This is a genomic window from Mycobacterium botniense (assembly GCF_010723305.1).
Taxonomy (GTDB): Bacteria; Actinomycetota; Actinomycetes; order Mycobacteriales; family Mycobacteriaceae; genus Mycobacterium; species Mycobacterium botniense.
On record NZ_BLKW01000004.1, the window covers coordinates 113,802 to 137,697 of the forward strand.

The following is a 23,896-nucleotide window of genomic DNA, read 5'->3' on the forward strand; positions in this document are numbered from 1 at the left end:
TATGACGATTTTTCTGACGAAGGATTCCCGAGTCATCGTCCAGGGCATCACCGGCAGCGAGGCCACTATCCACACCGCCCGGATGTTGAAGGCGGGCACCCAGATCGTGGGCGGAGTGAACGCGCGCAAAGCCGGGACCACCGTCACGCATGAGGACAGGGGCGGCAGGATGATCAAGCTGCCGGTGTTCGGTGGGGTCGCGGAGGCGATCGAGAAAACCGGCGCCGACGTCTCGGTCGTCTTCGTGCCGCCCAGGTTCGCCAAAGACGCCATCATCGAAGCCATCGACGCCGCAATTCCACTGTTGGTGGTGATCACCGAGGGGATCCCGGTGCAGGACACCGCGTTCGCGTGGGCCTACAACCTCGAGCGGGGCAACAAGACCCGGATCATCGGGCCCAACTGCCCCGGCATCATCTCCCCGGGTCAGTCGCTGGCCGGTATCACCCCAGCCAACATCACCGGACCGGGTCCCATCGGTCTGGTGTCCAAATCCGGCACATTGACCTACCAGATGATGTTTGAGCTCCGTGACCTCGGCTTTTCGACTGCGATCGGTATCGGCGGCGATCCGGTGATCGGCACTACCCACATCGACGCTATCGAAGCATTCGAGAAGGATCCCGAAACCACGATCATTGTGCTGATCGGTGAGATCGGCGGCGATGCCGAAGAGCGCGCGGCCGACTACATCAAGGCCAACGTCTCCAAGCCGGTTGTGGGATATGTGGCCGGATTCACCGCTCCGGAGGGCAAGACAATGGGCCACGCGGGGGCGATCGTCTCCGGCTCAACGGGTACCGCCGCCGCTAAGAAAGAAGCCCTGGAGGCGGCCGGTGTGCAGGTCGGCAAAACCCCGTCGGAGACCGCGGCCCTGGCTCGCAAGATCCTGCAGAGCATGTAAGCCGCGCCGGTGACGATGCAGGGCGAAGCGGTGAGCCGGAGCGGTGCCCGTGACCTCGACCCACGCACACCGGTCGTGGTCGGGGTCGGGCAGGCCGCAGAGCGTATCGACGACCCCTACTACCGAGGCATGTCCGCGGTCGACCTGGCCGCCGCAGCTTCGCGGGCGGCCTTGGAAGATTGCGGCGCCGACCCCGACGGCGTGGCCGCGGCGATCGACACGGTCGCGGGTGTGCGGCAATTCGAAATCTCCGGGCCGCATGCCCGTGCGCCGCTGGGCAGGTCCAACAACTACCCCCGATCGGTGGCGCAGCGCATCGCTGCCGACCCCGCCCGGGCGATTCTCGAGACCGTCGGAGGTCAGGGCCCGCAACACTTGATCAATGAGCTGGCCGCCGACATAGTGGCGGGCCGCGCCGACGTCGTGCTGATCTTCGGCTCGGACGCCACCTCGACCACCCGCTACTTCGCCACCCGCGACAATCCCCCGGACTTCACCGAAACCGTTGACGGCCAGCTGGAAGACCGCGGTCACGGTCTGGAGGAATTCATCGACCCCTACACGGTCATTCACGGCCTGGTGGATGCCCCGACCCAATACGGTTTGCTGGAGAACGCCCGGCGCGCCAGCACCGGGCTCGGCCCCGCCGAGTACCTGCGGACAATGGGTGAGCTGTTTGCGCCGTTCACCACGGTCGCTGCCGGCAATCCGTTTGCCGCGTCCCCGGTAGAACGCAGCGTCGAAGAACTGATCACCATCACCGACAGCAACCGCATGATCGCCGAACCGTACCCGCGGCTGCTGGTCGCGCGCGATCAGGTGAACCAGGGCGCGGCCGCGCTGCTGATGTCGAGAGAAGCCGCGCGGCGGCTCGGCGTGCCGGTAGAGAACTGGGTGTACCTCCATGGTCATGCTGACTTGCGGGAACAGAGCCTGTTGGATCGACCCGATCTTGGGCACGCGCCCTCAGCGGTGATGGCCGTGCGCGAGGCATTGGCGGTAGCCGGCATCGGGGTTGACGACATCGCCACTTTCGACCTGTACAGCTGCTTTCCGGTGGCGGTATTCAACATTTGTGACGGGATGGGCATAGCCCCCGATGACCCGCGCGGGCTGACCCTGACCGGGGGGCTGCCGTTTTTCGGCGGCGCGGGCAACAACTACTCAATGCACGCAGTCGCTGAGACGGTTATCCGAATGCGAAGCGCTCCAGGGCAATTCGGGCTTGTCGGCGCTAATGGCGGCATCATGAGCAAGTATTCGGTCGGTGTCTATTCGACGACCCCGGTGGAATGGAAGCCGGATCGCAGCGCCGAATTGCAGAAGCAGATCGATGCCGGGCCCACCGCGCCGCTGAGCAAGCGTGCCGACGGCTTGGCCACTATAGAGACCTACACGGTTCGCCGCGACGCCGGCCGGCTGACCGGGATCATCGTCGGGCGCCGCGACGCCGACGCCAGCCGGTTTTTGGCCAGCACCGAGGATGCCGAGTTGATAGCGCTGCTCACCGACGGTGATCCCCTGGGGCATCCGGTGTCGGTGCGCGCATTCGACTACGGCAACCGCTGCTTTCTGTAGGCGCGGTGTCGCCGGCTCGTCCTAGAACGCCGCAGCCAGTTTGCCGGCCAGCCTTTCCACGTAGGCGGCGACTTCGTCGTCGGGTCGATCCGGCAACCCGAACAGCACTTCGGTCACGCCGAGCTCGGCCCAGTGCGCAAGCTTTTCGGCTACCGGTTTGAATTCCAGCGCGACGATCTGCGGGGCTCCCGCGCGGTCCGCGGCTGCCCAAATATCCTGCAACAGCTTCACGGGTGTATCGATGTCGACATCGCGTGGGGTGGTGATCCAGCCGTCGGCGCTGCGTGCGATCCACCTGAAGTTTTTTTCCGTGCCCGCAGCTCCGACCAGTACCGGAATGGGCTGCTGCACCGGTTTGGGCCAGGCCCAGCTGGGACCGAAGTGGACGAACTCGCCGTGGTAGGCGGCTTCCTCCTGCGTCCAGAGCGCCCGCATCGCCTCCAGATATTCACGCAGCATCGTGCGGCGACGCCCGGGCGGCACGCCGTGGTCGGCGAGCTCGTCGGTATTCCAGCCGAAACCGACGCCCAGGCTGACCCGCCCTCCCGATAAATGGTCGAGAGTGGCAATAGATTTCGCAAGTGTGATGGGATCATGCTCGACCGGCAGCGCCACCGCGGTGCCCAGCCGCACTCGTGAGGTGACCGCGCACGCCGTGCCCAGACTCACCCAGGGATCCAGGGTGCGCAGGTAGCGGTCATCGGGCAGCGACGCATCACCCGTCGTGGGGTGCGCAGCCTCACGTCGAACCGGTATGTGAGTGTGTTCGGGCACGTAGAACGTGCGGAAGCCGTGGTCGTCGGCCAGCTTGGCAGCCGCCGCCGGGGTGATACCGCGATCGCTGGTGAACAGCACAAGCCCGTAATCCATGCCGAGAATTAGAACGTGTTCTACCCTTCGCGGCAAGCGGCCGGAATACTGCCGACGACCCCGCCCGTTCGCAGGTGCGTGTTGATGCTCAACGTCGCCGGGCGCGTTTCCGGGACGCGCCGGGCCAGCCGCGTGACACGCCCGAGTGCCCCACCGTCCCTACCGGAGCGTGCGCTAGCGTGGAGGATCGATCGCGTCGCCACGCCCGCGCGTGCCGAATGACTTGGAAGCCGCCTGACGTAGCGTCGCGGGGAGCGGCGCCTGGGTAGACAGCGTCGCAGTTGTGACGCCCAACAGCACAGGAGAGGCCATGACCTACTCGCCCGGCACCCCCGGATATCCGCCCACCCAGTCACCGGGCACCTACGCAGGGTCGACCCCGTCATTCGCGAAGTCCGATAGCAGTGCGAGCAAGTTGCCGTTGTACTTGACCATCGCGGTGGTGGCACTCGGGTTGGGCGGTTACCTCGCGTTTTTCGGCCCGATCTATAGCATCAATTCTGAAATGGGACCAGTTGCCGGTGACGTCTCGACGGCCGGCATTCTCATGGCTGTCGTTGCAGCCCTGTTGGCAGCGTTGTTGGCGGCGGCCAGTGTGCTGCCCAAGGCCAAAAACTACTCGGCGATAGTCGCGGCGGTCGCGGTGCTGGGCGCCTTGTTGGTGATCGCGCAGACGGTCAACACTCCCAGCGGCTGGTCGATCGGCTGGGCGTTGTGGCTTTTGCTGGCTTGCTCCGTCGTCCAGGCGGCTGCTGCCACCCTTGCACTTTTGCTGGACGCGGGTGTCGTCACTCCGCCTGCGCCGCGGCCCCGATACGACGCGTACGGACAATACGCGCAATACGGTCAGTACGGCCCGTCGCCGAGCGGGTATTACGGCCAGCAGCTCGGCCCCTACCAGCAGCAGGCGCCTCAGCAATCCGGTTACGGATCGCAGTACGGCGGTTATTCGGCGCCTTCGACGGGCGGATTCAGCGCACTCGGCGCGCAGTCCGGCGCCCAGCAGGGACCACAACAAGGTTCTCAGCAGGGCCCGCAGCAGGGCCCCCCCACTCCACCGACCGGTTTTCCCAGTTTCAGCCCGCCACCGTCGAGTGCGGGTTCTCAGGGACCGGGCAACTCCGCGAACCACGGTGGCGCCAGTCAGGGTCAGCAGTCGCACGCCCAGCAGCAATACGGCCAAGGACAGCAAAAGTCGCCCTCGTCACAATCGGGGCAACAACGCTCATAACCGGGCGCTCTCGCGCCTAGCCAGCCGCAAGCGCCAAGAGTGGCAGAAGTGGAGGACAACCGGGCAGGGAGCGCACGCCAGGCGCGCGACTTGCTCAGGGTTGCGTTCGGCCCGGCGTTGATGGCGCTACTCGTTATCGCCCCGGTCACTCTGTTGCAGCTGTTGATCGCCAACAGTGACATGACCGGCGCTCCGGGCGCGATCGCCAGCATGTGGCTCGGTGTGCACGACGTGCCGATCTCGATCGGCGGCCGGCAGCTGGGTGTGATGCCGCTGCTGCCGGTGTTGCTGCTGATCTGGGGCACCGCGCGCACCACAGCCCAGACGGTCTCTGCCAGTACGTCCTGGCTCGTCGTTCGCTGGGTCGTCGCCTCGGCGCTGGGCGGGCCACTGCTCATTGCAGCCCTCGCGCTGGCGGTTATCCACGACGCCGCCTCGGTGCTCACCGAATTGCAGACACCGAACGCGTTGCGGGCGTTCCTCAGTGTGCTGCTGGTCCATGCCATCGGCGCCGCGATCGGCGTGGGCTCGCGAATGGGTCAGCGAATTCTGTCAGTCTCGCCACTGCCTGGCTGGCTCGGGGAGTCGCTGCGGGCGGCGGCGGCGGGTGTGCTGGCGTTGTTAGGGCTGTCCGGTCTGGTGACAGCGGGCTCCCTGGTTGTGCACTGGGCGACGATGCATGAGCTGTATGCGATCACCGACTCGGTGTTCGGCCAGTTCAGCCTGACCGTGCTGTCGGTGCTGTATGCGCCGAACGTGATCGTCGGCACCGCCGCGGTGGCGGTAGGGTCCAGCGCGCATCTGGGTTTTGCGACGTTCAGTTCGTTCATCGTGTTCGGTGGCGACATCCCGGCGCTGCCGATCTTGGCCGCGGCCCCGAGGCCGCCGTTGGCTCCGGTGTGGGTCGCCCTGCTGATCATCGGTGCATCGTCGGGTGTGGCGGTGGGTCAGCAATGCGCGCGACGCGCCCTGCCGCTGCTTGAGGCGATGGCCAAGCTCCTGGCGGCTGCGGTTATCGCGGGACTGATGATGACGTTACTGGGCAGCGCGGCGGGCGGGCGGCTGGGCAACTTCGGTGATGTGGGTGTGGATCAACGAACCTTCGGCGTGGCGGTGTTCCTCTGGTTCGCGATCATCGGCTGGATCACGGTCGTGATGGCCGGGGGAATTCAGCGTCACGCCAAGCCCCCAAAGGCGACGGCCATCTCGCAGCCGTTTACGGGGCTGGCCGGCGAACCGATTTCGTCCACCGGGCCCGCCGTTGAACCGGACAACGGGGTGCCGCCCGGTGATGCTTCTCCCGGCGCGCTCGGATCGGACGCGGCCGCCGGGCAGCACAACGACGCCGGCGCCAAAGCCGTGTGCGACGACCCGCCGCTACCCGAGTCCGCCGCAGACCAGCCGCCGGACTCGGCTTGATCATCAGCGCTTTTCCCCGGGCGGCCGGGGACCCGCGTCCCGTATGGTCCCTGAAGGGAAGCCGCTAGGCTCGCTGTGTGCAGCAACCCATCCGAGTACCCCCGACTGCACCGGCCCGGCTGGTGGTATTGGCATCGGGCACCGGTTCGCTGCTCCGATCACTCGTTGAGGCCGGCACCGGTGACTACCCGGCCCGGGTTGTTGCCGTCGGCGTGGATCGCGATTGCGGCGCCGCCGAGTTCGCCAAAGAATCTTCGCTGCCCACCTTCATCGTGCGGCTGTCCGACTATCCCGACCGTGACTCCTGGGACGCCGCCATCACCCAGGCGACCGCAGCGTGTTCGCCCGACCTGGTCGTGTCAGCAGGATTCATGAGAATCCTTGGGCCGAAATTTCTTTCTCGTTTTCCCGGCCGCATCATCAACACTCATCCGGCGCTACTGCCGGCGTTTCCCGGAACCCACGGGGTCGCAGACGCACTGGCGTACGGTGTCAAAATTACCGGCTGTACGGTGCATTTGGTCGATGCCGGCACCGATACCGGACCGATCCTGGCGCAACAACCCGTTCCGGTGCTCGACGATGACGACGAAGAGACCCTCCACGAGCGCATCAAAGTTGTGGAGCGACGACTATTAGTCGATGTGGTGGCCGCCGTCGCCACCCGCGGCGTGACCTGGAACGGACGAAAGGTGAGCATAGGATGAGCATCCACGACGGACCGGATGTGTCACGCCGGCCAATCCGCCGCGCATTGCTCAGCGTGTTCGACAAAACCGGAGTCGTCGAGCTCGCTCAGGGCCTGCAGGTTGCCGGCGTTAATATCGTCTCGACCGGATCGACAGCGAAAACGCTTGTTAGCAATGGTATTTCAGTGGTGCCAGTAGAGGATCTGACGGGTTTTCCCGAGATCCTCGACGGCCGGGTCAAGACGCTGCACCCACGCGTGCATGCAGCGCTGCTGGCCGACCTGCGCAAGGCCGAGCACGTCGCGGCTCTCGAGCAGCTCGGGATTGCGCCATTTGACCTCGTGGTGGTCAACCTGTATCCATTCAGCAAGACCGTGGATTCCGGTGCCGGCATAGACGAGTGCGTCGAGCAGATCGATATCGGGGGACCGGCCATGGTGCGCGCGGCCGCGAAGAATTATCCCAGCGTCGCGGTGATCACTGACCCTCAGGATTATGACGGTGTGCTTGCTGCGCTGCGCAGCGGAGGATTCACGCTAGCTGAGCGTAAGCGGTTGGCAGCACTCGCGTTTCGGCACACCGCCGAGTACGACATCGCCGTCGCGAGCTGGATGGAGTCCGCACTGGCGGCTGAACGGTCGCAACTCGCGTTGCCGCAATGGTTCGCCGGAGCTTGGCGGCGCTCAGCGCTGCTCCGCTACGGCGAGAACCCCCATCAGCAGGCGGCTCTCTACAGCAGTGCCCGTGCCTGGCCGGGCCTGGCCCAGGCTGATCAGCTGCACGGAAAAGAGATGTCCTACAACAACTTTGTTGACGCGGATGCAGCCTGGCGGGCGGTATTCGACCACGAACAGATATGCGTGGCGGTCGTCAAGCACGCGAATCCGTGCGGCGTGGCGATCTCGCCGCACTCGGTCGCCGACGCGCACCGCAAGGCGCATGCATGCGACCCGGTGAGCGCCTTCGGGGGAGTGATCGCGGCCAACACCGAAGTCAGCCTCGAAATGGCCGAATACGTGAACACGATCTTCACCGAAGTGATCGTCGCGCCTGCGTATGCACCCGGCGCCGTCGATGTACTGGCACGCAAGAAGAACATCCGCGTGCTGGTGGCTGCTGAGCCGGACAGGCGTGGCACCGAGTTGCGTCAGATCAGTGGGGGGCTGCTGATGCAGCAACGCGACGGGCTCGATGCGCCCGGCGATGACCCCGCTAACTGGACGCTGGCGACCGGGTCGCCGGCCGATCCGGTGACGTTGGCAGACTTGGTGTTTGCGTGGCGGACCTGCCGCGCAGTCAAATCCAATGCGATCGTGATCGCCGTCGGTGGCGCCACCGTGGGCATCGGCATGGGCCAGGTGAACCGGGTCGACGCCGCCAGACTGGCCGTCGAGCGCGCTGGTGAACGGGTCCGCGGCGCCGTGGCCGCCTCCGACGCGTTCTTCCCATTTCCGGACGGGCTGGAGACGCTAGCCGCCGCCGGTGTGACTGCGGTCGTGCACCCGGGCGGTTCGGTCCGCGACGAGGAAGTGACCGCTGCGGCCGCCACAGCCGGCGTGACGTTGTACCTTACCGGCGCCCGCCACTTTGCGCACTAGGCGCTCAGTGGCGAAAAAGGGGCAGTCGGCGCTGACTCTGTGGAGATAATGCGCCGCGGGCTGCACCGTATCGGCAATCTGGGTCACCGGTAAGCCGGGCGGGCCCGCCAGTGCCGGACCGGTGTCCAGGAAGCGGTCGGTGCACGTTGACCCTGATCAATGAGCGATGGTATCGGCTAGACACCCGGACCCGCCGGGAAACGTCGACGACGTCTACGGCGGCTTTCGCCGTGACGACATGACGCGCATCCGCAGGCCGTCGTAGCGTGGAGTGGTGATTTCACCGAACGATCTGCCCCGCACAGTCGGAGAACTGCGGGCCGCCGGCCACCGTGAACGAGGGGTCAAACAGGAAATCCGGGAGAACCTGTTGACCGCGCTGGCTGAAGGTGACGAGATCTGGCCCGGCATCCTGGGCTTCGATGACACCGTGTTACCCCAGCTGGAGCGGGCGCTGATCGCCGGGCATGACATCGTGTTGCTCGGCGAACGCGGCCAGGGCAAGACCCGGCTGTTGCGCGCACTGGTGGGCCTGCTCGATGAGTGGACCCCGGTGATCGCCGGCGCCGAGCTCGGTGAGCACCCCTTTTCGCCGATCACTCCGGAGTCGATCCGGAGAGCCGCAGAGCTCGGCGACGACCTGCCGGTGGCATGGAGGCATCGCAGCGAGCGCTATACCGAGAAGCTGGCCACACCGGACACCAGCGTGGCCGATCTGGTCGGTGATGTCGACCCCGTCAAGGTGGCCGAGGGCCGGAGCCTGGGGGACCCCGAGACCATCGCCTACGGGCTCATCCCGCGCGCGCATCGCGGCATTGTCGCGGTCAACGAGCTACCCGATCTGGCCGAGCGAATCCAGGTCTCGATGCTCAACGTGATGGAGGAGCGCGATATCCAGGTTCGCGGGTATACGCTGCGGCTGCCGTTGGACGTGCTGGTGGTGGCCAGTGCCAACCCGGAGGACTACACCAACCGGGGCCGCATCATCACGCCGCTCAAGGACCGATTCGGCGCCGAGATCCGCACACACTACCCGCTGGAGCTGGAGGCGGAGATGGGCGTGATCACCCAAGAGGCGCATCTGAGCGCGCAGGTACCCGACCACATCATCCAGATCATCGCGCGCTTTGCCCGATACCTGCGGGAGTCCCGGTCGATCGATCAGCGATCGGGGGTGTCGGCACGGTTCGCGATCGCGGCCGCGGAGACCGTCGCGGCGGCCGCGCGGCATCGCGGCGCGGTACTGGGGGAGACTGACCCGGTGGCCCGGGTGGTCGACCTGGGCACGGTAATCGACGTTTTGCGCGGCAAGCTGGAGTTCGAGTCCGGTGAGGAGGGCCGCGAACACGCCGTGCTGGAACACCTGTTGCGGCGCGCCACCGCCGACACCGCGTCCAACCTGCTCAGCGGCATTGATGTCGGCCCGCTGGTGGCCGCGGTCGAGAGCGGTTCGGCGGTGACGACGGGCGAGCGGGTGTCGGCTAAGGACGTGCTCGCCGCATTACCCGGACTTTCGGTGGTCGACACGATCGCGAAAAAGCTGGCGGCCGAATCCGACGGGGAACGCGCCGCTGCCCTGGAACTGGCGCTGGAAGCGCTATATCTCGCCAAGCGTATCGACAAAGTCTCGGGGGAAGGCGAAACAGTTTATGGCTAAAGGCCGCTCCACGCGATACTCGGCGTACACCGGCGGGCCCGACCCCCTGGCTCCTCCGGTGGACTTGCGCGAGGCGCTGGAGCAGATCGGCCAGGATGTCATGGCCGGCACCTCGCCGCGCCGGGCATTGTCGGAGCTGCTGCGCCGCGGCACCAAAAACATGACCGGCGCTGACCGGCTGGCGGCCGAGGCAAACCGGCGCCGACGGGAACTGCTGCGCCGCAACAACTTAGACGGCACCCTGCAAGAGATCAAACGGTTGCTTGACGAGGCTGTGCTGGCGGAACGCAAAGAACTGGCCCGCGCGCTCGACGACGACGCGCGCTTTGCCGAGCTCCAGCTGGATTCGCTGTCCCCGTCGCCGGCCAAGGCGGTCCAAGAACTTTCCGACTACAACTGGCGCAGCAGCGAGGCTCGTGAAAAGTACGGGCAGATCAAAGATCTGCTGGGCCGGGAGATGCTCGACCAACGGTTTGCGGGTATGAAGCAGGCGTTGGAGAACGCCACCGACGAGGACCGCCGCCGTGTCACCGAGATGCTCGACGATCTCAACGACCTATTGGATAAGCACGCCCGCGGCGAAGACACGCAACAGGACTTTGACGACTTCATGAGGAAGCACGGGGAATTCTTTCCCGAAAACCCGCGCAACGTCGAGGAGTTGCTCGATTCGCTAGCCAAGCGCGCCGCCGCTGCGCAGCGATTCCGCAACAGTTTGAGCGCGGAGCAGCGGGCAGAACTGGATGCATTGGCACAGCAGGCATTTGGATCTCCAGCTTTGATGCAGGCATTGAATCGGCTGGACGCACACCTGCAGGCGGCCCGCCCGGGTGAAGACTGGTACGGCAGCGAGCAGTTCTCCGGCGACAACCCGCTGGGCATGGGCGAGGGCGCGCAGGTGCTGGCCGACATCGCCGAGCTGGAGCAGCTGGCCGAGCAGCTCTCACAGAGCTACCCGGGCGCGACGATGGACGATGTGGACCTCGATGCGCTAGCGCGCCAGCTCGGTGACCAGGCTGCTATCGACGCGCAAACGCTCGCCGAATTAGAGCGCGCCCTTATCAACCAGGGTTTTTTGGATCGCAGTTCCGACGGCCAGTGGCGTCTCTCACCTAAGGCGATGCGCAGGCTGGGTGAGACGGCATTACGTGATGTGGCGCGACAGCTTTCCGGGCGTCGTGGTGAGCGCGACCACCGGAGGGCAGGGGCTGCAGGGGAGCTGACGGGTGCTACCAGGCCCTGGCAGTTCGGCGACACCGAGCCGTGGAACGTCAGCCGGACACTCACGAACGCGGTGTTGCGTCAGGCGGGCACCAGAACCGCCGACGGTCCGATCCGGATAGCCGTGGACGACGTCGAGGTTTCCGAGACCGAGACGCGCACCCAAGCCGCGGTCGCGTTGTTGGTCGATACGTCATTTTCGATGGTGATGGAGAACCGCTGGCTTCCGATGAAGCGAACAGCGCTGGCGCTCAACCATCTGGTCACCACCAGGTTTCGTTCCGATGCCTTGCAGATTATCGCGTTCGGGCGCTACGCCCGGACAGTGACCGCTGCCGAGCTGACGGCTCTGGAGGGTGTTTACGAGCAGGGCACCAATTTGCACCACGCCTTGGCGCTGGCGGGTCGGCACCTGAGGCGACATCCGAACGCACAGCCCGTCGTGCTGGTAGTCACTGACGGTGAGCCGACCGCGCATCTGGAAGATCTCGACGGTGACGGTTCGGCGGTGTTTTTCGACTACCCGCCCCACCCGCGGACCATTGCCCACACCGTGCGCGGCTTCGACGACGTGGCCCGCCTGGGCGCACAGGTGACGATTTTCCGGCTCGGCGACGATCCCGGGTTGGCGCGGTTCATCGACCAGGTTGCCCGGCGGGTGGAGGGCCGCGTCGTGGTGCCCGATCTGGACGGCCTGGGCGCGGCGGTGGTTGGCGACTATCTGCGGTCTCGACGACGGCGTTAGGCGGGTCTCTGAGCTGCTGAAACCGGCCGGTTTGGCCTATCGTGGATCGCTGGCCGACCGCCGGGCTTTGCGCTTCTTTCGTTTGATGCCGACGTCACCCCACAGTGAGAAACCGCGGATCTTGACCGTAGGCGCGCCCGGTGTGCCTTTGCCCGGCACGCGGTGGTCGAACCCGCCCATCACACCATGGCCGTGGATCTCGACGTTGATCTCGGGGGGCAGCAGGATCGTCTGCCCGCCCATGATCGAATACGCGTGAATCTCCACTTCGGTGGAGGTGAAGTCGGCATAGCGCAGGTCGATCACCCCGCCACCCCATAGGGCAAGCGTCGTCAACTTGTGCGGCACGTTCCACCGGCCCCGTCGCTCGAAGGCGCCCATGATCGCCAGCAGCAAGGTGGACGGCGCCGGTTTGCACACCCCGCCGCGCCGCGGGCTCACCGTGACGCCGGGCAGGTCCGCCTGCAGGCGGTCGAGTTCTTCATAGGTGGTCGCCGCGTAGGCTTTGGTGAGACGGTCCTCGTATTCGCTTAACTGCAGACGGCCCTGAGCAGCGGCATCAGTGAGCAGTTGCGCTACCTGGATGCGGTCGGTATCGGCTGCGCGCGACCCCCTATCGCCCGAGTCTTGCTTTTCGCGCTGCGCTTCTTTGCTCATCACCCCCGAGCCTACGACGAACACATTCTGCAGCAAGGCCCGTTCACTGAACTGTCTCGCCGCCTCCTGCTTGGGCCCACCTGGGTGGGCGTTTCTGCAGGAACGCTAGCATGCCTTCGCGGGCCTCGTCGGAGACGAAGAGCCGGGCGGAGTCGAGACTGAGCCGTTCGGCGTCGCGGTCGAACCCGTGCAGAATCGCAGCGGTGGTCAGCGCCTTCGACGCGGCTAGGCCCTGCGGTGAACCGCGCTGCACCTCGGCCAGCAGTCGCGCCACCGCCGTCTCGAGGTCGTCGGTTGCCAGGGTGATCAACCCGATCGCGGCCGCTTCGGCGGCGTCAAAGGTCTCTCCGGTCAGGTAGTAGCGTGCGGCAGCACGCGCCGACATCTTCGGCAACAGCGTCAACGAGATGACCGCCGGCGCGACGCCGATCCGCGCCTCGGTCAGCGCGAAGGTGCTCCGCGGGCCGGCGATCGCGATGTCACAGGCGCCGACCAGACCCAGCCCGCCGGCGCGGACGTGACCGTCGATGGCACCAATCACGGGCAGCGGGGATTCGACGATGGCCCGCAACAGCGCGGTGAGTTCCCGGGCCCGTGCTGCGGCCATCTCGAACGGGTCACCGGCTGATGCCTCCGACAGATCCGCGCCCGCGCAGAATGTCCCGCCGCTGTGCCCGAGCACCACCGCACGCACCGTTGGGTGGGTGGCTGCATCTCGCAGGCCCTGCTGAAGTTGGCTGACCAGTGCGCTCGACAGCGCGTTGCGGTTGTGCGGGGAGTTGAGCGTGAGCCGGGCCACCGGCCCGTCAATCGCGTACTCGACCAACGTCTGCATCAGTAGGACCGCGGGAGCCCCAGTGAGGTCTGCGCAACGAAGTTGAGAATCATCTCACGGCTCACCGGCGCGATTCTGAACAGCCGCGAAGCGGCCAACGCCGCGGCGATACCGTACTCTTTGGTTAACCCGTTGCCGCCCAACGACTGCACAGCTTGGTCGACTGCACGCGCTGACGCTTCGCCTGCGGCGTACTTGGCTATGTTGGCCGCCTCGGCAGCGCCGACGTCATCGCCGCAGTCGTAGAGCGTCGCGGCTTTCTGCATCATCAGCTTGGCCAGTTCGATCTCAATATAGTTCTGCGCCAGTGGATGCGAGAGTCCCTGGTGCGCACCGATCGGCACCGACCACACCTTGCGAGCCTTGACGTAGTCGACGGCCTTGTTGATCGCAAATCGTCCCATGCCCACTGCGCTGGCGGCGCCCATGATGCGTTCAGGGTTCAGACCCGCGAAAAGTTGTGCGATCGCGGCATCCGCGGATCCGACGAGGGCATCGGCAGGCAGTCGCACATCATCGAGGAAGACGACGAATTGCCTTTCAGGACTGATTAGCTCCATTTCAATGGCGCTATAGCTAAACCCGGCCGCGTCGGTGGGCACTACGAACAGCGCCGGACGCAGCTTGCCGGTCTTGGATTCTGCGGTGCGGCCCACTACCAGCACTGCCTGAGCTTGGTCGACCCCGGAGATGAAAACCTTCTGGCCGGAGAGGATCCAGTCGCCGCCCTCGCGGCGGGCGGCGGTGGTGATTTTGTGCGAGTTGGAGCCGGCGTCCGGCTCGGTGATCGCAAACGCCATTGTCAGAGTGCCATTGGCGATGCCGGGCAGCCAGCGTTTCTTCTGATCGTCGGTGCCGAACTTGGCGATGATGGTGCCGTTGATAGCCGGTGACACCACCATCATCAGCAGCGCACATCCCGCCGCGGCCATTTCTTCCATCACCAGCGCAAGCTCATATATCCCGGCACCGCCGCCTCCGTACTCCTCTGGAAGGTTGACTCCGAGGAAGCCGAGTTTTCCTGCTTCCCGCCATAATTCGTCGGTGTGCTGATGCGCGCGCGCTTTTTCCAGGTAATACTCCGGGCCGTAATCGGCAGCCAGCGCAGCGACTGCCTTGCGCAGCGCCTGGCGCTCGTCGTTTTCGATAAAACCGGTTTCGGTCAAGGCCTTGTCCCTTCTAGACGTTTTCGGAGGATTCCACTCGGGCCAGGACGGTGCCGACGTCGACCTGCTCGCCCGGTGTGACGTTGAGCTGCGCCAGCACGCCGTCGGTCGGGGCGGTAATGGTGTGCTCCATCTTCATCGCTTCCAGCCAGACCAGCGGCTGGCCGGCGGCCACGGTGTCACCGAGTGCGGCGCCGATGCGGATGACGCTGCCGGGCATCGGAGCCACCAGTGAGCCTTGCTCGACGGTCGAAGCGGGTTCGGGAAACCGTGGGAGTGCGACCAGATGAACGGGTCCACGGGCGGAGTCCACGTAAACGTCATCGCCATATCGGGCTACCGCGAAGCTGCACGCTACTCCGTCACCGTCGGCCAGCACCACCTGGTCCGGGCAGGACGACACCAGATGCACCGAATCGTCTGCAGCAAGTAGCAAACCTGTTCTGGTAAAACGGTACTGCACACGATGCTCAGCGCCGTTGTCGTCGCGGTAGGTCTTGACCTGGAAGCCCGACGGCACGTTGCGCCAGCCGCTGGGAATCGAGCCCAGCACCGGGGTGGTAGCGCGATTGTGTGCGGCATCGGCGAGCGCGGCAGCGATCGCGGAGAGCCGCACCGTTGCGGTGTCAGCCAGCGGCGCTGAAAGCTCTTTTAAGCCATGGGTGCGGAAGAACGCGGTGTTGGTGGCACCGTCGAGAAACGCCGGATGCCGGAGCACATTGACCAGCAGGTCGCGATTGGTGCGCACCCCGTGCAGACGTGCGCGCGCCAGTGCGTCGGCAAGCACCATCGCCGCCCGGCGGCGGGTCGGAGCATACGAAATGACTTTCGCCAGCATCGGGTCGTAATGGATCGACACGATCGATCCGTCGACGATGCCGGAGTCCAGCCGGATTCCGGTCTGCCGGCCCAGGCTCTCGAACCGGGCCCGCACCCCCGGCACGTCGGCGCGATGCACCGGCCCGGCTTGCGGTTGCCACCCCCGCGCCGGGTCTTCCGCGTAGAGCCGCACCTCGATTGAATGCCCGCGGGAAGCAGGCGGTTCCGGATCCAGCCGGGCGCCGTCGGCGACCGCCAGTTGCAGCTCGACCAGGTCGAGCCCCGTCGTCTCTTCGGTGACCGGGTGCTCAACCTGTAGCCGCGTGTTCATCTCCAGGAAGTAAAAGGCGCCTTCCCGGCCCGGCGAGCCCTCGGCGAGGAACTCCACCGTTCCCGCTCCGGTGTAGCCGATCGCTGCGGCGGCCAGCCGGGCGGCGTCAAACAGCTTGGCCCGCATCCCCGGAACACGCTCGACCAGTGGTGACGGAGCCTCTTCGACAATCTTCTGATGGCGGCGCTGGATCGAGCATTCCCGTTCCCCCACGGCCCAGACCGTACCGTGAGCGTCGGCGAGAACTTGAACCTCGACGTGGTGCCCGGTGGGCAGGTAACGCTCGCAGAACACAGTGGGGTCACCGAACGCCGAGGCCGCCTCCCGGCGTGCGGCGGCGACTTCACCAGGCAGCGCTGCTAACTCGGTGACCACTCGCATCCCGCGTCCGCCCCCACCGGCCGACGCTTTGACCAGCACCGGCAGCTGCTCGGCGGTCACGGTGTCGGGGTCGAGTTCGTCGAGCACCGGCACCCCGGCGGCAGCCATGAGCTTTTTGGATTCGATCTTGGAGCCCATCGCGCGCACCGCGGCCACCGGAGGGCCAACCCACGTCAGGCCGGCATCATGCACCGCTGCGGCGAAGTCAGCGTTCTCCGAAAGGAATCCATAGCCCGGGTGGATCGCGTCGGCGCCGGACGCGCGGGCCGCGGCGATGATGGCCTCGGCAGACAGGTAGCTGGTCGTGGTGGGCAGGCGCACCCTGGCGTCGGCCTCACCGACATAGGGCGCATGGGCGTCGGGACCGGTGTAGACGGCGACCGTGCCCAGACCCAGCCGTCGACAGGTCGCAAACACCCGGCGGGCGATTTCACCGCGGTTGGCCACCAAAACTCGTGTGATCATGGCATCACATCCGGAAGACTCCGAAGTTCGACGTCCCTTCAATCGGGGCATTGGCGATGGCGGATAAGCACATACCCAGCACAGTGCGGGTGTCGCGCGGGTCGATCACCCCGTCGTCGTAGAGCCGCCCGGACAGAAACATCGGCAATGACTCGGCTTCGATCTGCGCCTCGATGGCGGCCCGCATGGCGGCGTCGGCGTCTTCGTCAAACGCCTGCCCACGCGCCTCCGCGGCGGCGCGGCTGACGATGGAGATGACGCCCGCGAGCTGGGCACCACCCATCACCGCCGCCTTCGCGGAGGGCCAGGCGAATAAGAACCGTGGATCGTAGGCGCGCCCGCACATCCCGTAGTGGCCGGCTCCGTAGGATGCGCCGATCAAGAGTGAAATGTGCGGCACCGTCGAGTTGGACACCGCATTGATCATCATCGACCCGTGCTTGATCATGCCGCGCTCTTCGTAGGCCTTGCCAACCATGTATCCGGTTGTGTTGTGCAGGAATAGCAGCGGTGTGTTGGACCGGTTGGCCAGCTGGATGAACTGGGTGGCTTTCTGGGACTCTTCGCTGAACAAGATGCCGCGCGCATTGGCGAGAATTCCCAGCGGGTAGCCGTGCAGCTGGGCCCAGCCCGTGACCAGCGACGAGCCGTACATCGGTTTGAACTCGTCAAACTCCGAACCGTCGACGATGCGGGCGATGACTTCGCGGGGGTCGAATGGGATCCGCAGGTCGGCGGGCACGATGCCGATCAACTCCTCGGAGTCATACCGGGGTTCGGTGACCGGTCGCGGTTTCGGCCCCAGCTTTCGCCAGTTCAGCCGTTTCATGATCTGCCGCCCGATCCGCAGCGCGTCAAGTTCGTCGACGGCAAAATAGTCGGCCAATCCCGAGATCCGGGCGTGCATTTCAGCGCCGCCAAGGGATTCATCGTCGGACTCTTCCCCGGTGGCCATCTTCACCAATGGCGGGCCGGCCAGGAAGACTTTCGAGCGCTCCTTGATCATCACCACATGATCGGACATTCCGGGCACGTACGCGCCGCCCGCGGTGGAGTTTCCGAATACCAACGCAACGGTCGGGATTCCGGCGGCTGACAGCCGGGTCAGGTCGCGAAACATCTGCCCGCCGGGAATGAAGACCTCTTTCTGGGTTGGCAGGTCGGCCCCGCCGGATTCCACCAGTGAAATCACCGGGAGCCGGTTCTGGAATGCGATCTGATTGGCCCGTAAGATTTTTCGCAATGTCCAGGGATTACTGGTGCCGCCTTTCACGGTTGGGTCGTTGGCGACGATGACGCACTCCACGCCCGACACGGCGCCGATGCCGACCACGACACTCGCGCCGACCTGGAATTCGCTGCCCCAGGCCGCTAGCGGACACAGCTCCAAAAAGGGCGAGTCAGGGTCGACTAACAGTTCGATACGTTCGCGGGCCGTGAACTTCCCGCGGGCGTGATGGCGTTCGACGTACTTGGGTCCGCCGCCGGCCAGGGCCTTGGCCAGCTCGGCTTCCAGCTCCGCCAGCTTTGCGCGCAGCGCCGAGGCCGCCTCGTTATAGGCAGCGGAGGAGGGGTCAAGAGCGGACTGCAGCACGGTCATTGCCGGAAACCCAGAGTTTTGGCGGCCAGCGCGGTGAGGATCTCGGTGGTTCCACCACCGATGCCCAGGATCCGCATGTCGCGGTACTGGCGCTCGACTTCGGATTCGGCCATGTAACCCATGCCGCCGAACAGTTGAACAGCTTGATTGGCGACCCATTCCCCGGCTTCGACCGCGGTGTTCTTCGCGAAACACACCTGCGCCATCAGGTTAGTTTCCCCGGCGAGCTGACGCTCCACCACATGGCGGGTGTAGACCCGGGCGACATCGATCCGACGGGCCATTTCCGCAAGGGTGTTCTGCACGGCTTGCCGTGAGATCAGCGGGCGGCCGAATGTCTCCCGGTCACGACACCACTGCACGGTGATGTCCAGACACCGCTGGGCACTCGAATACGCCTGGGCGGCCAGGCCGATACGTTCTGCCAGGAATGCCTGCGCGATCTGGGCGAAACCGCTGTTCTCGGCGCCGATGAGATTGGCGGCCGGCACCCGGGCGTCGGTGTACGACAGCTCAGCGGTGTCGGAGGAACGCCACCCCATCTTCTCCAGCTTGCGGGTCACCGCGAAGCCGGGCGTACCTTTTTCGACGACCAGCAGCGACACCCCCGCAGCACCGGGACCGCCGGTGCGGACCGCGGTGACGACATAGTCGGCCCGCACACCGGAAGTGATGTAGGTTTTCGCGCCGTTGACGATGTAGTGATCGCCTTCCGGCCCTGAACAGCGGACGGCGGTGGTCCGCAGATGACCGACATCGGAGCCCCCGCCGGGTTCGGTGATAGCCAGTGCACCGATCTTCTCACCGGCCAGCGTCGGGCGCACGAAGGTGTCGATGAGCCGGCTGTCCCCGCAGGCCACCATATGCGGTACCGCGATCCCGCAAGTGAACAGTGACGCGTAAACCCCTCCCGGCGTGCCGGCTTCGTGCAGCTCTTCGCAGATGATCACCGAATCAGCGCCGTCACCGCCGCCTCCGCCGACCGCTTCGGGAAAGCCCGCTCCCAGCAATCCTGCCGCCCCCGCCCGACGGTGCAGCTCGCGCGGCAACTCGCCGGCTCTTTCCCACTCGGCGATGTTAGGCAGAATTTCGCGCTCTGCGAAGGCGCGCACCGTCTTTCGCAGCTGGTAGCGTTCCGGTGTCGTCCAGATACTCATAGCAATGTTTCCGGCACGTCGACACAGCGGCTGCGCAACCATTCGCCCAGCCCTTTGGCCTGCGGGTCGAACCGGGCCTGATAGGCGACCCCCTTCCCCAGCAGGCCGTCGATGACGAAATTCACCGCGCGCAGGTTGGGCAGCAGATAACGGGCAACCGGAAGCTCGGCTGTCTCGGGAAGCAGTTCCTTGAGCTTCCCAACGGTCAGCATATTGGCCAGCCAGCGCCACTGTTCGTCGGTACGGACCCACACTCCCACATTGGCTGACCCACCTTTGTCGCCGCTGCGGGCGCCGGCGACCCTGCCCAGTGGCACATGCCGCACCGGGCCGGCCGGCAGCGGGTCGGGAAGCGGCGGTGGATCAACAGGGGACAGTTCACAAGTCTCGGTGGCACAGGGGATTTCGGTGCGGCTGCCGTCGGCGTGCACCGCAATGTGCGGCACCTTGGCCGCATCGACGTAGCCGGGAGTGAACACTCCATAGACCTGACCCTCACCGGGCGGGGCCGTGATGTGGAAGCCGGGATAGCTAGCCAGTGCGAGTTCGACTGCTGCCGAAGAGAATTGGCGTCCTACGACGGCGGGGTCGGGATCGCGGACCACGCAGTGCAGCAAGGCGCTGGCAGCTTCTTCGGTGTCGGCGTCAGGGTGGTCGGTTCGGGCCAGGGTCCATTCCAGCTCCGCGGGCTTGACAGGAAGCACGGTCTCCAGCTGGTGGCGCACCAACTCGGCTTTCGCCTCGATATCCAGTCCGGTCAGCACAAATGTCATCGCATTGCGGAATCCGCCGATGCTGTTCAGTGACACCTTCAGCGTCGGCGGCGGCGGTTCGCCAACCACACCGCTGATCCGCACCCGGTCGGGGCCGTCGTCGGTGAGGCTGATGCTGTCCATCCGGGCTGTGACGTCGGGGTTGGCATAACGTGCCCCGGTGATCTCATACAGCAGCTGCGCGGTAACGGTGTCGACGCTGACCTGGCCGCCCGTGCCGGGATGCTTGGTGATCACCGATGTGCCGTCGGCGTGAATCTCGGCCAACGGGAACCCGGGATACGTGAGATCGGGGATTTCGGTGAAAAACGCGTAATTACCGCCGGTGGCCTGCACACCGCATTCGATGATGTGGCCCGCGACCACCGCACCGGCGAGCTGGTTGTAGTCGGTGCGGCCCCAGCCGAAGTGCGCGGCCGCGGGTCCGACGATGACCGAGGCGTCGGTGACGCGGCCAGTGACCACGACGTCGGCTCCATGGGCGAGGCAGTCGACGATGCCCCAGGCGCCCAGGTAAGCGTTGGCAGTCAGCGGCGTGCCCAGCCCCAACTGCTCAGCGCGCGGCTGGAGGTCGTCCCCTTCGACATGCGCGACCTGCACGGGGACGCCCAGGCGCTCGGCTAAGGCCCGCACCGCGTCGGCCAGACCGGCCGGGTTGAGGCCGCCGGCATTGGCGACGATGCGCACGCCGCGGTCGTGGGCGAGCCCGAGGCATTCCTCCAGCTGGGTCAGGAACGTCTTGGCATAGCCGCGGTCAGGGTGCCTGGCCCGGTCGCGGCCCAGGATCAACATGGTCAGCTCGGCCAGGTAGTCCCCGGTCAGGTAGTCCAGTTCGCCGCCGGTGAGCATCTCACGCATCGCCGACAACCGGTCGCCGTAAAACCCCGAGCAGTTGCCGATGCGGACCGCAGACACCATGCCGGGCCCTCCCTTCGCGGCCACTCGCCAGGCACTACACCAACCAACCGGTAGGTTAGCCGGTGCCGCGGGCGTCAAGTCAAGAACGGCCGTCCGGCGGCGAGGATGCGCCGGGCCGGTCTCGCGCGTGGCCTCGCCGGGTCGGTTTTGGCCGCCAGGCGGTTACCGACTATGGTTGAGGGCTATCGTCGCGCCGAACAGCCGGTTGCGCGACCCACCTGACCGCAAACCCCTACCGAGGAGTCGAGCCCGACCATGGCGGTACCCAAGCGCAGGATGTCGCGCGCGAACACCCGCAGCAGGCGTGCGCAATGGAAGGCCGCTCCCGCCGAACTGGTCACTGTGACGGTGGCGGGGCGGCGACACAAAGTGCCACGCCGGCTGCTCAAAGCGGCTCGCCTCGGACTCATTGACCTCGATCGACGCTAGGCTGGTTCGTGCGGGTTCCACACCGCCGAACGTGCAGCCATGGCGACTTTCTGCACGATTCTTCGCCGTAGTTACACGCTCAGCGCGATGCCCCGCCCGGTGACAATGCTCTTAGAGCAAGAGCCGGTGACTAGCATTCGACAGGCCTGAAGGAGTGGGGCAGTGGTTCCGACGAGAAGCACGACGCCGCCCGTCTCTCAGGTCGCTCTCAGGCGATGGGATGACACTGGTGGCCATGCGAATACTTGTCGTTGACGACGACCGCGCAGTGCGTGAGTCGCTGCGCAGGTCGCTGTCGTTCAACGGCTACTCGGTAGCGCTGGCGCAAGACGGCGTCGAGGCGCTTGACATGATCGCCACCGATCGGCCCGACGCACTTGTCCTGGATGTCATGATGCCACGCCTGGACGGCCTGGAAGTGTGCCGCCAACTCCGCAGCACCGGTGATGACCTCCCGATACTGGTGCTGACCGCGCGGGACTCGGTCTCCGAGCGGGTTGCAGGCCTCGACGCGGGCGCCGACGACTATCTGCCTAAGCCCTTCGCCCTCGAAGAACTGCTGGCACGAATGCGGGCTCTGCTGCGTCGCACCAGAACCGAGGATTCCGGCGACTCGGGCGCTATGACTTTCTCCGACCTCACCTTGGACCCGCTCACCCGTGAAGTCACCCGAGGCGAACGTCAGATCAGCCTCACCCGCACCGAATTCGCGTTGCTGGAAATGCTGATCGCCAATCCGCGACGGGTGCTGACCCGCAGCCGTATCCTTGAGGAGGTCTGGGGATTCGACTTCCCCACCTCGGGCAACGCGCTGGAGGTCTATATCGGATACCTTCGCCGCAAGACTGAAGCCGGAGGAGAGCCGCGGCTTATCCACACCGTACGCGGGGTCGGGTACGTGCTACGCGAAACACCCCCCTGATGTCCCTGTTCCGCAGGCGACCTCGTGCCTCGCTGCGAGTCACCACCTCGTTGTCTCTGCGCTGGCGGGTGATGCTGCTGGCGATGTCCATGGTGGCGATGGTGGTCGTGTTGATGGCAGTAGCCGTCTACGCGGTAATCTCGGCGGCCCTGTACAGCGATATCGACAATCAGCTGCAAAGCAGGGCACAGCTGCTGATCGCAAGCGGGTCGCTGGCCGCTGATCCCGGGAAAGCCATTGAGGGTACCGCATATTCGGATGTCAATGCGATGCTGGTGAACCCTGGCCGGTCGATCTACACTGCGCACCAGCAGGGCCAGACATTACCCGTTGGGCCGCCGGAGAAGGCGGTCATCCGCGGCGAGTTGTTCATGTCACGGCGCACGGCGGGTGACCAGCGGGTGCTCGCCGTGCATTTGCCCAACGGCAGCTCGCTGTTGATCTCCAAGAGTCTGGCCCCAACCGACGCGGTTATGACGAAACTGCGCTGGGTGCTGTTGGTAATCGGCGGCATTGGTGTCGCAGTTGCCGCAGTGGCGGGCGGGATGGTGACCAGGGCCGGGCTGCGCCCGGTGGCGCGTCTGACCGAGGCGGCCGAGCGGGTCGCACGCACTGACGACCTGCGGCCCATACCGGTGTTCGGTAGCGACGAATTAGCAAGGCTTACCGAAGCATTCAACATGATGCTGCGAGGTTTAGCCGAGTCTCGGGAACGCCAAGCACGACTGGTCACCGACGCCGGTCACGAATTGCGCACCCCGTTGACGTCGCTGCGCACCAATGTCGAACTGCTGATGGCCTCGATGGAACCCGGGGCGCCGCGGTTGCCCGAACAAGAGATGGTCGACCTGCGCGCCGATGTGCTTGCGCAAATCGAGGAATTGTCCACGCTGGTAGGTGATTTGGTCGACCTTACCCGGGTCGACGCCGGTGACGCGGTGAGCGAGCCGGTAGACATGTCCGAAGTGATCGACCGAAGCCTCGAGCGGGTCAGGCGGCGGCGCAACGACATCGAGTTTGATGTTCAGGTGCTTCCCTGGCAGGTCTATGGCGACGGAGCGGGCCTGTCACGTGCTGTGCTGAACCTGATGGACAACGCCGCCAAATGGAGTCCATCAGGCGGGCGTGTCGGTGTCCGCATGAGGCAGCTCGGTCCGTCGCACGCTGAACTGGTGGTTTCCGATCTCGGCCCGGGGATCCCCCCGCAGGAACGCCAGCTCGTGTTCGAGCGGTTCTACCGTTCGGCATCGGCGCGGGCCATGCCGGGTTCGGGGCTAGGGTTAGCGATCGTCAAACAAGTAGTGCTCAGACATGGTGGGGCGCTGCGGGTGGAAGACACGGTGCCAGGAGGTCACCCACCGGGAACCTCGATCTACGTGCTCCTTCCTGGTCGGCTTATGCCGACTGCGCCGTATCCCACGGCGGCGGGGCACATCGACGTTAGCGCCCGCGCGGAACGGGAAAACTCACTAGGTGCCACGAACGTTATCTCAGTGGATTCTCAGTCCACGCAGGCAGGGTAGTCGTGCAG

The 23,896-nt window shown here is 65.6% G+C and carries 19 protein-coding genes; 11 read left to right on the plus strand and 8 right to left on the minus strand.

Going from position 1 to position 23,896, the window contains the following annotated elements; translation table 11 throughout:
* Position 1 precedes the first annotated feature (1 nt).
* A complete protein-coding gene (gene sucD / locus G6N08_RS10765; RefSeq protein ID WP_163757171.1) occupies positions 2-904 on the plus strand; it encodes a succinate--CoA ligase subunit alpha in 903 nt (300 codons plus the stop codon).
* A 15-nt stretch (positions 905-919) separates the two neighbouring features.
* On the plus strand, positions 920-2,482 hold the full coding sequence (locus G6N08_RS10770; protein ID WP_163760465.1) for an acetyl-CoA acetyltransferase: 1,563 nt from the start codon (positions 920-922) through the stop codon (positions 2,480-2,482).
* Positions 2,483-2,503: 21 nt separating this feature from the next.
* Here the strand turns inward: G6N08_RS10770 and G6N08_RS10775 are convergent, their stop codons facing one another.
* On the minus strand, positions 2,504-3,352 hold the full coding sequence (locus G6N08_RS10775) for an LLM class F420-dependent oxidoreductase (RefSeq protein ID WP_163757173.1): 849 nt from the start codon (positions 3,350-3,352) through the stop codon (positions 2,504-2,506).
* A gap of 310 nt (positions 3,353-3,662) precedes the next feature.
* On the opposite strand from G6N08_RS10775, the gene G6N08_RS10780 reads away from it, so the two are divergent.
* The 6 genes from G6N08_RS10780 (at position 3,663) to G6N08_RS10805 (ending at position 11,912) form a co-directional block, all read left to right on the plus strand.
* Positions 3,663-4,583, plus strand: a complete 921-nt coding sequence (locus G6N08_RS10780) for a DUF5336 domain-containing protein (RefSeq protein WP_163757175.1) — start codon at positions 3,663-3,665, stop codon at positions 4,581-4,583.
* Positions 4,584-4,631: 48 nt separating this feature from the next.
* A complete protein-coding gene (locus G6N08_RS10785) occupies positions 4,632-6,002 on the plus strand; it encodes a cell division protein PerM (RefSeq protein ID WP_163760467.1) in 1,371 nt (456 codons plus the stop codon).
* A 77-nt stretch (positions 6,003-6,079) separates the two neighbouring features.
* On the plus strand, positions 6,080-6,709 hold the full coding sequence (gene purN / locus G6N08_RS10790) for a phosphoribosylglycinamide formyltransferase (protein WP_163757177.1): 630 nt from the start codon (positions 6,080-6,082) through the stop codon (positions 6,707-6,709).
* Complete coding sequence (gene purH / locus G6N08_RS10795) at positions 6,706-8,289, plus strand: bifunctional phosphoribosylaminoimidazolecarboxamide formyltransferase/IMP cyclohydrolase (RefSeq protein ID WP_163757179.1); 1,584 nt, start codon at positions 6,706-6,708, stop codon at positions 8,287-8,289. Before purN ends, purH begins: the two co-directional genes overlap by 4 nt.
* A 277-nt stretch (positions 8,290-8,566) precedes the next feature.
* Entirely contained in the window at positions 8,567-9,946 is a 1,380-nt protein-coding gene (locus G6N08_RS10800) for a sigma 54-interacting transcriptional regulator (RefSeq protein WP_174813314.1), read from the plus strand.
* Positions 9,939-11,912, plus strand: a complete 1,974-nt coding sequence (locus tag G6N08_RS10805; protein WP_163757183.1) for a vWA domain-containing protein — start codon at positions 9,939-9,941, stop codon at positions 11,910-11,912. Before G6N08_RS10800 ends, G6N08_RS10805 begins: the two co-directional genes overlap by 8 nt.
* A gap of 36 nt (positions 11,913-11,948) precedes the next feature.
* Here G6N08_RS10805 and G6N08_RS10810 read toward each other — a convergent pair whose 3' ends face one another.
* From G6N08_RS10810 to G6N08_RS10840, 7 genes are read right to left on the minus strand one after another with little or no spacing between them, the layout of a single operon-like run.
* Complete coding sequence (locus G6N08_RS10810; protein ID WP_163757184.1) at positions 11,949-12,569, minus strand: DUF1707 SHOCT-like domain-containing protein; 621 nt, start codon at positions 12,567-12,569, stop codon at positions 11,949-11,951.
* A gap of 43 nt (positions 12,570-12,612) precedes the next feature.
* Positions 12,613-13,404 (minus strand): enoyl-CoA hydratase family protein, encoded by a 792-nt coding sequence (locus tag G6N08_RS10815; protein ID WP_163757185.1) that lies wholly within the window; start codon positions 13,402-13,404, stop codon positions 12,613-12,615.
* Positions 13,404-14,570: an acyl-CoA dehydrogenase family protein gene (locus G6N08_RS10820; RefSeq protein ID WP_163757186.1), complete on the minus strand. Its 1,167-nt coding sequence runs from the start codon at positions 14,568-14,570 to the stop codon at positions 13,404-13,406. Before G6N08_RS10820 ends, G6N08_RS10815 begins: the two co-directional genes overlap by 1 nt.
* A gap of 13 nt (positions 14,571-14,583) precedes the next feature.
* Positions 14,584-16,566: an acetyl/propionyl/methylcrotonyl-CoA carboxylase subunit alpha gene (locus tag G6N08_RS10825; protein WP_163757187.1), complete on the minus strand. Its 1,983-nt coding sequence runs from the start codon at positions 16,564-16,566 to the stop codon at positions 14,584-14,586.
* Between the two features lie 4 nt (positions 16,567-16,570).
* Positions 16,571-18,160 carry an acyl-CoA carboxylase subunit beta gene (locus G6N08_RS10830; RefSeq protein WP_174813315.1) on the minus strand — a complete coding sequence of 530 codons (1,590 nt, stop codon included), beginning with the start codon at positions 18,158-18,160 and terminating at the stop codon, positions 16,571-16,573.
* Between the two features lie 2 nt (positions 18,161-18,162).
* Positions 18,163-19,323 (minus strand): acyl-CoA dehydrogenase family protein, encoded by a 1,161-nt coding sequence (locus tag G6N08_RS10835; protein WP_163757190.1) that lies wholly within the window; start codon positions 19,321-19,323, stop codon positions 18,163-18,165.
* A complete protein-coding gene (locus tag G6N08_RS10840) occupies positions 19,320-21,014 on the minus strand; it encodes an acyclic terpene utilization AtuA family protein (protein ID WP_163757192.1) in 1,695 nt (564 codons plus the stop codon). Before G6N08_RS10840 ends, G6N08_RS10835 begins: the two co-directional genes overlap by 4 nt.
* A gap of 255 nt (positions 21,015-21,269) precedes the next feature.
* Between G6N08_RS10840 and rpmF the strand changes: the two genes are divergently transcribed.
* From rpmF to G6N08_RS10855, 3 genes are all read left to right on the plus strand, one after another.
* Positions 21,270-21,443, plus strand: coding sequence for a 50S ribosomal protein L32 (gene rpmF / locus G6N08_RS10845; RefSeq protein WP_163757194.1), 174 nt, complete (start codon positions 21,270-21,272; stop codon positions 21,441-21,443).
* Between the two features lie 235 nt (positions 21,444-21,678).
* Positions 21,679-22,365, plus strand: coding sequence for a response regulator transcription factor (locus G6N08_RS10850; protein WP_163760468.1), 687 nt, complete (start codon positions 21,679-21,681; stop codon positions 22,363-22,365).
* Complete coding sequence (locus G6N08_RS10855; protein WP_163757196.1) at positions 22,365-23,888, plus strand: HAMP domain-containing sensor histidine kinase; 1,524 nt, start codon at positions 22,365-22,367, stop codon at positions 23,886-23,888. Before G6N08_RS10850 ends, G6N08_RS10855 begins: the two co-directional genes overlap by 1 nt.
* Positions 23,889-23,896: the final 8 nt, after the last annotated feature.